Genomic DNA, 9,630 nt, shown 5'->3' with positions numbered 1-9,630 from the left:
GCTGGATAGCCACGTTCGGACAGGATAACCGCTGAAAGCATCTAAGCGGGAAACCTTCTCCAAGATCAGGTTTCTCACCCTTTTAGAGGGATAAGGCCCCCCGCAGAACACGGGATCGATAGGCCAGACCTAGAAGCTCAGCAATGGGTGCAGGGAACTGGCACTAACCGGCCGAAAACTTACCAACACAAATCGCAACCACGGATCCAGCGCCTGACAGAAATGTCGTGGCGCGCCACACCCCCCACCAATACACCAACAAAATAGAGTTCCGTAATAGAGTTACGGCGGCCACAGCGACAGGGAAACGCCCGGTCCCATCCCGAACCCGGAAGCTAAGCCTGTCAGCGCCGATGATACTGCCCATCCGGGTGGAAAAGTAGGACACCGCCGAACATATACAAAAACACCCCCGGCGACGGGGGTGTTTTTGCATTCTTCTTGCGGTCCAACAATCTAGTCGAATAACGTCAAATTCACCGATGCATGCCTTTTTTCCAATTCCAGCAGGCTTCGCTTTCGGTCGAGCCCACCTCCGTAGCCGGTGAGGCTTCCGTTGGCACCAATGACACGATGGCACGGAATGACGATCGCGATGGGATTGTGGCCATTGGCCCACCCCACGGCTCGTGCACAACCGGGTGCGCCGATCTGCTCGGCGATTGCGCCGTAAGACCTCGTCTCTCCGTACGGAATCGTCAGCAATGCGTTCCATACTCGACGCTGAAATTCGGTCCCTCGAGGATCCAATTCGATATCGAAATCCGTGAGCTCGCCGGCGAAATAGGCATTGAGTTGTTCGACTACGCCGCCAAATGCCCACGGGTCGGGCGACCAGTCGGCACGGCTGGGCTCGTACGTCTGGTCGACCATGCGAACGTTCGTCAGAATCGAGTCGCGGCCGGCAACGGTCAGCGGTCCGATCGGGCTATCAACGATGCGGTAGCGGATCATGCAATCTCCTTTGGCTCCTGCGGTGGCCAGTCGTTTACGGGGTGCTCGAGAGTGGTCCACAGATGTTGGGTCGCATACGAGCGCCAAGGACGCCAACCTACGCTGCGCTCGATGAGTCTCCGCTGGTCCCAAGGCAATCCGAGTTGCTTGGCGGCCAGCCGAACACCGAGGTCGCCGGCTGGGAAGGCGTCGGGATCGCCGAGGCCGCGCATCGCGATCACCTCCGCGGTCCACGCGCCGATACCCGGGACGGCCAACAGCTGTTTGCGTGCGGTTTCCCAATCGCTCCCGACGTCGAGGGCAATGCTGCCGTCGGCCAGGCCGGCAACGAGCGAGCTGAGCGTCCGTTGCCGGGCCCTGGGCAGCCCCAGATGAATCGGATCGATGTCGGCGAGCTGTGCAACCGACGGGAAAGTATGGGTCAACGTTCCCTCGGGATCATGGACCGGCTGCCCGTAGGCCGCGACCAGCCTGCCCGCATGGGTCCTCGCAGCCTTGGTCGATACCTGTTGGCCCAGTATCACCCGCACCGCGAGTTCGGCCTCGTCGACCGTGCGCGGAATCCGTTGTCCCGGAGCCTTTCCCACCACAGTCGCCAGCTGGGGGTCAGTGCTCAGCGCATCGACCACCGCTTCGGGGTCGGCGTCGAGGTCCAACAGGCGCCTGCACCGCGCGATCGCCGTCGTCAGGTCGCGGAAATCGTCGAGCATGAGCCGGCAGCGTACGTGGTCGACGGCCGGTGTCAGGGACACCACGGCGCTGCCGGTCGGCAGCCGCAGGGTGCGTCGGTATGCGCCGTCGCGAACCTCCTCACAGCCGGGGACGGTGCCGGCCGCCAGGTGGCCAAAAAGCCCTTGGTAGGCGAACGGTGTGCGTACCGGAAGCCGAACGCATACGGCACCCTGCGAATCGGCGTTCGGCTCATCGGACCGCTGCCGGAGCCCTGCGCGTTTGCGCAGCGCCGTCGGCGTGCTGTCGAATACCGAACGCACGCTGTCATTGAACTGACGGATGCTGGAAAAGCCGGCGGCGAATGCGACGTCACCGAACGGCAGGTCCGTGGTCTCGATCAGCACCCGGGCGGTCTGCGCTCGTTGCGCGCGGGCCAGCGCCAGCGGCCCGGCGCCGACCTCCGCCTGCAATAGCCGCTCCAGCTGGCGGGTGGTGTAACCGAGGTGGCCGGCGAGGCCGCCGACACCCTCCCGGTCCACCGTGCCGTCGGCGATGAGCCGCATCGTTCGCGCAACGACGTCTCCGCGTATGTTCCATTCGGGAGATCCCGGGGACGCGTCGGGACGGCAGCGTTTACACGCCCGGAACCCGTCGCGTTGTGCCGCGGCCGCGGTCGGATAGAAGCGAACGTTTCGGGCGAAGGGCGGCCGGACCGGGCAAGAGGGCCGGCAGTAGATCCGGGTGGTCAGCACCGCGGTGACGAACCAGCCGTCGAACCGGGCATCTTTGGACTGGACCGCCCGGTAGCAGCGTTCGAAATCCTCGTACACGCCTCCACAGTTACATCGGGGGACCGACAAAACTGGCGGAAAACCGACATCGTCGTGAGCCGGCTCGCTCGGTCGAGCCCGCAGCGGACGCGTAACACGCAACCCGACTCGCATCGCAGGGCCGAATAAGTCGCCGACGGCGGCGGGGAAGACCTAAAATCTCTACTCGGAGTCGAGACCGCCGCAGTACGTTGTCGATCTGAGTCGAGGGGTGTGACATGGGGGTTGGAGGCCACTCGAGAGCTGTTCAGCAGGAGTGGGCGCGGGTTCGATCAGGAGTTTGGGCGAGAAGTCGGCGCCGCACCTGGCGGCGCCCGAACGCGCTCGAGGTCGCTGGTCTCGTCGGCGCCACAGTGGCGGCGACGTGGGCGCTGGCGATCGCCGTCGTCGTCCCGTCCGCGAGCGCGGGCCCGTGTCCGGATGTGCAGGTCGTGTTTGCCCGCGGTACCGATGAGCCGCCCGGTGTCGGCTCGACCGGGCAGGCGTTCGTCGACGACCTGCGTTCGCGGGTGGGCGCTCGGTCGCTCGATGTGTATCCGGTGAACTATCCGGCCACCCACGAGTGGAGCACCGGCGTCGACGGCATCAGGGATGCGGGCGCGCACGTCGTTTCGATGGCACACGACTGCCCCAACACCAAGATGGTGCTGGGCGGGTTTTCCCAAGGCGCCGCCGTGATGGGCTTCGTCACCTCGGCCGCCATTCCGGATGGGGTCGATCCGGCTAGCGTGCCCAAACCGCTGGATCCCGAAGTGGCCAACCACGTCTCCTCCGTCGTGCTGTTCGGCCTGCCCAACACCCGGGCGATGAACTTCCTCGGCGAGCCGCAGGTCGCAATCGGCCCGCTGTATCAGGCCAAGACGATCAAGGTGTGCGAGGCCGAGGACCCCGTCTGCTCGGACGGGATGAATTTCGCCGCGCATGACACGTATGCGGGCGACGGGGCGACGATCGACACGGGCGCAGCCTTCGCTGCCAGCCGCATTGACGAGGGCCCCGGTGTCACAACGACCGTCGTCGCGCCACCGCGTCGAGGCTTCGGCAGCTGACGACAGGGGAATCGTTCTCGCCGTGACGTGGCCTCGGTCATGGGTGGGCGCTCCCTCCTGATCGCCTCGCGTAACACCGGTTGGGCCAGGCTGGCTACAGTGACGTAGCTTCTGTGAATGCGAGGACGCGATGGACGACACCGACCTCACGGCCGCGCCGGCAGGCGCGCGGCGCAATATTGCGCGGCGAGCCCGGGACATAGCCGACCTGGCGCGGGGCATGGCGGATCAGATCGAAAGAGAACGCCGGCTTCCCGCGGATTTGCTTGGCGCCCTGCGGGACTCGGGTCTGCTGCGGGCGGGTGCGCCGATGGAGGTCGACGGTTTGGAGCTGGCGCCCGGCACCGCCCTGCGGTGCGCGGAGGAGGTGGCGCGCGGCGATGCCTCGACCGGCTGGTGTGTTTCGATCGCGATCACCAGCAGCCTGCTGGTGGCATATCTCCCTTCCGTGAGCCGCGAGCAGCTGTTCGGGTCGGGACGCGGCGTGGCCGCTGGAGTGTGGGCGCCGCGAGGTAAGGCCCGGCGCGCGCCGGGCGGCGTGGTCGTGTCCGGGCGCTGGGCGTTCTGCAGCGGCATCACGCACGCCGACGTGCTGTTCGCCGGCTGCGTGCTGGACGACCGTCCGGCCGTCGTCGCGTTGCCCACCGAGCGGCTGCACGTCCTCGACACGTGGCACACTCTTGGGCTGCGCGGAACCGCCAGCAACGATGCCGTCGCCGACGAGGTATTCGTGCCCGACGAACAAGTGGTCTCGATATTCGACGGCCCGCTGATCGACCGGCCGCTGTACCGATTCCCGCCGTTCGGTTTCTTCGCCGCATGTATCACCGCGGCCGCAATGGGCAACGCCCGCGCCGCGATCGACGATTTCATCGAGGTCGCCGGCGCCAAGGCCACCGGCGCCTCGGGTCGCGCCCTGGCCGAGCGTCCCACGATCCAGGCGGCGGTCGCCGCCGCAGAATCGGCACTGCAGGCGGTGCGGGCGATGTACTACGATGCCATCGAAAGCGCTTGGCGGGCAAGCAAAGCGGGCCCGTCGGTTCCGGTGGAAGTACGGACTCGGCTGCGCCTGGCCGCCACCCACGGGGTGCGCACCGCGGCCGATGTGGTGCGGACCGTGTATGACCTCGCCGGCGGCAGCGCGATCTACGACGGGGCGCCTCTGCAACGCCGTTTCCGCGACGCCTTCACCGCGACCGCGCACTTCCAGGTCAACCAAGCATCATACGAACTCCCGGGCCGCATTCTGCTGGGTCAGCCCACCCAAGTGGCGATGTTGTGAGCGGGAGAATCGAAGCGGTGCTGCCGTTTTGGCTGGACAGGCCCGACCTGGAGGCGGTTCAGATCGCCGAGTCGGCAAGCCAGGCCGGTCTGACCGGATTATGGATCGGCGAGATGGCGAGCTTCGATGCATTCGCGCTCGCCTCCGTCATCGGTACGCGCGCGCCCGGGTTGCGGCTCAAGCTCGGCCCGCTCCCCATCAGCGTGCGAACCCCGGCCGCGATCGCGCTGGGTGCAAGCTCGGTCGCCTCACTCACCGGTTGCGGCGTCGACGTCGCGCTGGGTGCCTCCAGCCCCGCGATAGTGACCGGCTGGCACGGCCGCGAGTGGTCGCACAACGCGGCGCGCATGCGTGAAACCATCCGCTGCCTGCGGCCCCTGCTGCGCGGCGAGCGCGCCGACTACGACGGGCGCTATCTCCGCAGCCATGGGTTCCGGCTACGCCACTCCCTGCCGCACGCCCGCATCGGCGTCGGTGCTTTCGGGCCCGCGATGATCCGCCTGGCCGCTCAGCTCGCCGACGAAATAGTGCTCAATTTATCGACGCCGCAACGCGTCGCCGAGGTGCGACAACAAGTCGACGACCACGCCTCGGCCGCGGAGCGCGCGGCCCCGCACGTGACGGTGTGGGTGCCGGTCGCTTTGCAACCCGGTGAGGCGGCCGTCCGGCAGCTAGCCAACCAGCTGGCCGTCTACCTCGCCCCGCCCGGCTATGGCGAGATGTTCAGCGAGCTCGGCGTCCGCGAGCTCGTTGCACGTGCACGCAGCGGCGCGCCGCGCTCGCAGTTGGCGGCCGCGATTCCTCTCGAGCTTGCCGCGCAGCTGGGCGCATTCGGCAACCGCGAGCAAATCGTTGCCCGGTTGCGGTCCTACCTGGACGCCGGCGCGGACACCGTCGCCGTGGTGCCGGTCACCGCCGAAGACCCCGCGGGCCGCGCGGTCCTTCGGTGCGCCGCCGAGGGCCGCAGGCTCGCAGCAGCAGACGAGGAGGCGGCATCGTGACAGCGGCGAACACGCAATGCCGGCTCGCCGGCCGCCCGATGGGGCTACCCAGCTCCGCTGACTGGTCGATCATCGAGGAGCCCGTCCCGAGCGCCGGCGACGGACAATTCGTCGTCGAAATCGATTACCTTTCAATCGATCCGGCGATGCGCACGTGGATGAACGCGGGCCGCTCCTACGTCCCGCCCGTGGAGATCGGTGAGGTGATGCGCGGGCTGGCCGTCGGCCGCGTCGTCGAATCCCGCCATCCTGACTTCGCCGTCGGCGACCACGTGTCGGGACTCCTGGGGGTGCAGAACTATGCGGTCTCCGACGGGGCGGGTGTCGCAAAGATCGACACCAGCCTCGCCCCGGCTAGCACATACCTGGCCGCGCTCGGAATCAGCGGTCTCACGGCCTACTTCGGCTTGCTCGACATCGGGCGTCTCGCACCCGGTCAAACGGTGCTGGTGTCCGGCGCCGCCGGGTCGGTGGGCAACATCGTCGGACAGATCGCCAAGATTCACGGCTGCCGCGCCATCGGCATCGCCGGGGGCGAGCCCAAATGCCGCTGGCTGATCGAGCGAGCGGGATTCGACGCCGCCATCGACTACAAGACGGCAGACTTGCGCGCGGAGTTGAGAACACATGCGCCCGGCGGCGTCGACGTGTTCTTCGACAACGTCGGCGGCGCGGCACTCGAGGCGGCTCTGAACCGGCTGGCACAGGGTGCCCGCATAGTGCTCTGCGGTGCGGTGTCGCAGTACAACCAGGCCCCTCGTGGACCGGCGAACTACATGCAACTGCTCGTCGCGCGCGCGTCGATGACGGGCTTTGTCGTCTTCGACTTCTCGACGCGCTACCCGGAAGCCGTTGCGCAGCTGGGGAATTGGATCCGCACCGGCCGACTGCGATCACACGAGCAGATCGAGCGCGGCACCGTCGGTGACTTCCCGGAAGCACTCGAAAAGCTCTTCGCCGGCCAGAACACCGGCAAGCTGATCCTGGCGCTCAACGATCCGCCGTCGCACCAGGCGCCGTCGCGCTAGGCCCCGCCGCATTACGCCCAACGGGTGGCCGGATCATCTTTGCGACCGGGCGCCCTCGGCGAGTGTGGCCAGCCGCGTCGGGCGCTCGTGACCGCGCAGGGTCACGGTCTCGCCCAACGACCAATGACCGCGCTCGCTTTCGCTCGCACACTCGAGTGTGTTGGCCGTCGTCAGCAATCCGCCAGGGTGTGACTTGGCCAGCTCGCACAGCCTTGCGGCCTCGTTGACCGGCTCGCCGATCACCGTGTACTCGAATCGTTCCTTCGCGCCCACGTTGCCGGCCACCACCTGACCCGAGGCCACACCGATGCCGGCTTGGAGCTCGCACATTTCGTCGGCGAGCCGCTCGGAAATGCACCGCGCGGTGGCCAACGCCTGATCTTCGGGCCGTTCGAGGTGATTCGGCGCTCCGAATATTGCGAGCGACGCGTCGCCCTCGAACTTGTTGACCAGCCCGCAGTGCCGGTCCACTTCGTCGACGACGATTGCGAAGAATTCGTTAAGTACCGCAACGACTTCCGCGGGGGGTTGGCTGGTCACCAGTTGGGTGGAGCCCACGATGTCGATGAACACCACGGCGACGTGGCGTTCCTCGCCGCCGAGTTTCGGTCGCTCCCGTTCCGCGGCCAGCGCGACCTCGCGCCCGACGTGCCGCCCGAACAGATCACGCACGCGTTCGCGTTCGCGCAGACCGTCGACCATCGCGTTGAAACCACGCTGCAGCTCCCCGAGCTCGGTGCCGTCGAACACGACGAGGTCGCCCCGCAGGTCGCCCTGCTCGACGCGGCGGAGGGCCGCGCGCACCACGCGCACCGGTGTCGCGGTCAACCAGGCCAGAATCCACATCAGGAGACACCCGAAGTTCAGCGTCACCCACGACACGATCAGCACTCCGACCGCGAACTGCGTCTCGGTCAGGTTGCGCATCAAGATCTGGAAGAGCGCCAGCAGACCGATGCCGATGATGGGGACGCCTGATCCCAGGAACCAGACCACCATGGTTCGGCCCATGATGCCGGCCGTCAAACGCCGCGGCGGTGGTCCCGCTTGGAGCGCCTGAGCGGCCACCGGGCGCAGCGCGAACTCGGCGAGCAGATAGCTGCCCGTTGCCACCAGGACGCCACAGAAGCTGATGCAGACCAGGAACCGCGGGATGAACATGGTGTTGACCAGGCCGTAGAGGATTGTCGACAGCACCGCCCCGATGCCCCACAGGATCAGCTCAAACGCGGCGATACGCCACGGGACCAGGAAGGTCTTGCGCTCGTCGATTTCGGTCGGTGTGCGCTCCTCGATCGCCCAGCGCAGTGCCAGCACCGTTCGTCGGGTGATCCACACCGTCCCCACCGCCAAAGCGGTTGCGACATAGCCCGGAATCAGCCCGAATGTGAGCCACGCCGGCGCGTCGTCGAAAATGCTCGGTTCGGGAATGGCGACCGTTATCAACAGCAGTGCCACGCCGATGCCGAGCACGTTGGCCCCCAGGACCAGCACGGTCATGATGACCTGGATGCGTATGCGACGCCGGCGTTGGCTTTCCGACACCCGGCCAAGAAGCAGGGAGCCGTAGGCGGGCGTCTCGGGCAGGCGACCGCTTTGGCGGGTCACCCGCTCCAGCACTCGGCCCAGGCGTTGCGCCATTGTCTGGTTGGCCAACATCGTGGCGACAGCCTAATTCGTCGCCCACGCTTTAAGGTGTGTCGGGTGCGTCTTGTGATCGCCCAATGCACCGTCGACTACGTCGGCCGCCTCACCGCCCATCTGCCATCCGCCCGACGCTTGCTGCTGTTCAAGGCCGATGGATCGGTCAGCGTGCACGCCGACGACCGCGCCTACAAGCCGTTGAACTGGATGAGTCCGCCGTGCTGGGTGACCGAAGATGTCGATGGCCCGGCGCCGGTGTGGGTGGTCGAGAACAAGGCGGGCGAACAGTTGCGCATCACCGTCGACGAGATAGAGCACGACTCGAGCCACGATCTGGGAATCGATCCCGGGCTGGTCAAGGACGGCGTCGAGGCGCACCTACAGGCGTTGCTTGCCGAGCACGTCCAACTGCTGGGCGAGGGATACACGTTGGTCCGGCGCGAGTACATGACGGCCATCGGTCCGGTCGATTTGTTGTGTCGGGATGAGTGCGGCGGCTCGGTGGCCGTGGAGATCAAGCGGCGCGGCGAGATTGACGGCGTGGAGCAGCTCACCCGCTATCTCGAGCTGCTCAACCGCGACAGCGTGCTGGCGCCGGTGAAAGGGATCTTCGCGGCCCAGCAGATCAAGCCGCAGGCGCGCACTCTGGCCGTCGACCGCGGGATTCGTTGCGTGACATTGGATTACGACAAGATGCGCGGCATGGACAACGACGAGTACCGGCTGTTCTGAGTTCCCCCACTAGAATTGCGTCCATGCCTCGGCGCCGCCCACCGCCCCGCCGGCAGCGGCCCGTAGCGCCGGCGCCGGCATTGCGCCGTGTGGAAACGGGGCCCGACGGCCACGAATACGAGGTGCACCCAGTCCCCGCATCCCGAGCGGTCAAGAACTATCGGTGTCCCGGGTGTGATCATGAGATCCGTTCCGGCACGGCACACGTGGTGGTGTGGCGGACGGATTCGCTCGCCGGCGCGGATGACCGGCGACACTGGCACAGTCCGTGCTGGGCCAACCGAGCAACTCGCGCCCCAACCCGACGCTGGTCTTGACAGCTGGGGTGTTACGAGTCCGGTTCGACCAGCTCGATCAACACCCCGCCGGCGTCCTTGGGATGGATGAAGTTGATCCGGGAGTTCGCCGTGCCGCGGCGGGCCGCTTCGTAGACCAACC

9 protein-coding genes, 2 rRNA genes and 1 pseudogene are annotated in these 9,630 nt (G+C 66.8%); 8 read left to right on the top strand and 4 right to left on the bottom strand.

Annotated features, from left to right (window positions below):
- A 23S ribosomal RNA gene (locus JO059_RS02590) occupies positions 1-187 on the top strand; the annotation flags it as partial.
- Positions 188-283: 96 nt separating this feature from the next.
- Positions 284-396, top strand: a 5S ribosomal RNA gene (rrf, locus tag JO059_RS02585).
- Between the two features lie 60 nt (positions 397-456).
- On the opposite strand, the gene JO059_RS02580 is transcribed toward rrf, so the two are convergent.
- Both JO059_RS02580 and JO059_RS02575 read right to left on the bottom strand, forming a co-directional pair.
- The gene (locus tag JO059_RS02580; protein WP_293314543.1) at positions 457-954 is read right to left on the bottom strand and encodes a methylated-DNA--[protein]-cysteine S-methyltransferase; all 498 of its coding nucleotides are present in this window, start codon (positions 952-954) and stop codon (positions 457-459) included.
- Positions 951-2,456: a DNA-3-methyladenine glycosylase 2 family protein gene (locus JO059_RS02575; RefSeq protein ID WP_293314542.1), complete on the bottom strand. Its 1,506-nt coding sequence runs from the start codon at positions 2,454-2,456 to the stop codon at positions 951-953. The genes JO059_RS02580 and JO059_RS02575 overlap by 4 nt, the downstream gene beginning before the upstream one ends.
- A gap of 353 nt (positions 2,457-2,809) precedes the next feature.
- On the opposite strand from JO059_RS02575, the gene JO059_RS02570 reads away from it, so the two are divergent.
- From JO059_RS02570 to JO059_RS02555, 4 genes are all read left to right on the top strand, one after another.
- Positions 2,810-3,505 carry a cutinase family protein gene (locus JO059_RS02570; RefSeq protein ID WP_293314541.1) on the top strand — a complete coding sequence of 232 codons (696 nt, stop codon included), beginning with the start codon at positions 2,810-2,812 and terminating at the stop codon, positions 3,503-3,505.
- Positions 3,506-3,635: 130 nt separating this feature from the next.
- The gene (locus JO059_RS02565) at positions 3,636-4,787 is read left to right on the top strand and encodes an acyl-CoA dehydrogenase family protein (protein ID WP_293314539.1); all 1,152 of its coding nucleotides are present in this window, start codon (positions 3,636-3,638) and stop codon (positions 4,785-4,787) included.
- An 8-nt stretch (positions 4,788-4,795) separates the two neighbouring features.
- Complete coding sequence (locus tag JO059_RS02560) at positions 4,796-5,788, top strand: LLM class F420-dependent oxidoreductase (RefSeq protein ID WP_366516142.1); 993 nt, start codon at positions 4,796-4,798, stop codon at positions 5,786-5,788.
- Positions 5,785-6,816 (top strand): NADP-dependent oxidoreductase, encoded by a 1,032-nt coding sequence (locus JO059_RS02555; protein ID WP_293314535.1) that lies wholly within the window; start codon positions 5,785-5,787, stop codon positions 6,814-6,816. Before JO059_RS02560 ends, JO059_RS02555 begins: the two co-directional genes overlap by 4 nt.
- A gap of 33 nt (positions 6,817-6,849) precedes the next feature.
- On the opposite strand, the gene JO059_RS02550 is transcribed toward JO059_RS02555, so the two are convergent.
- Positions 6,850-8,475, bottom strand: a complete 1,626-nt coding sequence (locus tag JO059_RS02550) for an adenylate/guanylate cyclase domain-containing protein (RefSeq protein WP_293314534.1) — start codon at positions 8,473-8,475, stop codon at positions 6,850-6,852.
- Between the two features lie 45 nt (positions 8,476-8,520).
- Here JO059_RS02550 and nucS point away from each other — a divergent pair, with 45 nt between their 5' ends.
- Together nucS and JO059_RS02540 are read left to right on the top strand one after the other, a co-directional pair.
- The gene (gene nucS / locus JO059_RS02545) at positions 8,521-9,192 is read left to right on the top strand and encodes an endonuclease NucS (protein ID WP_293314532.1); all 672 of its coding nucleotides are present in this window, start codon (positions 8,521-8,523) and stop codon (positions 9,190-9,192) included.
- Between the two features lie 23 nt (positions 9,193-9,215).
- The gene (locus JO059_RS02540) at positions 9,216-9,509 is read left to right on the top strand and encodes a hypothetical protein (protein ID WP_293314530.1); all 294 of its coding nucleotides are present in this window, start codon (positions 9,216-9,218) and stop codon (positions 9,507-9,509) included.
- An 11-nt stretch (positions 9,510-9,520) separates the two neighbouring features.
- On the opposite strand, the pseudogene JO059_RS02535 reads toward JO059_RS02540, so the two are convergent.
- Positions 9,521-9,630, bottom strand: a pseudogene (locus JO059_RS02535) (methylmalonyl-CoA epimerase); the annotation flags it as partial.

Origin of the sequence: Mycobacterium sp., from assembly GCF_019247615.1 — a bacterium.
Classification (GTDB): domain Bacteria; phylum Actinomycetota; class Actinomycetes; order Mycobacteriales; family Mycobacteriaceae; genus Mycobacterium.
Note: the sequence above shows the minus strand (reverse complement) of the source record. Positions and strands in the feature narration are given on the sequence as shown.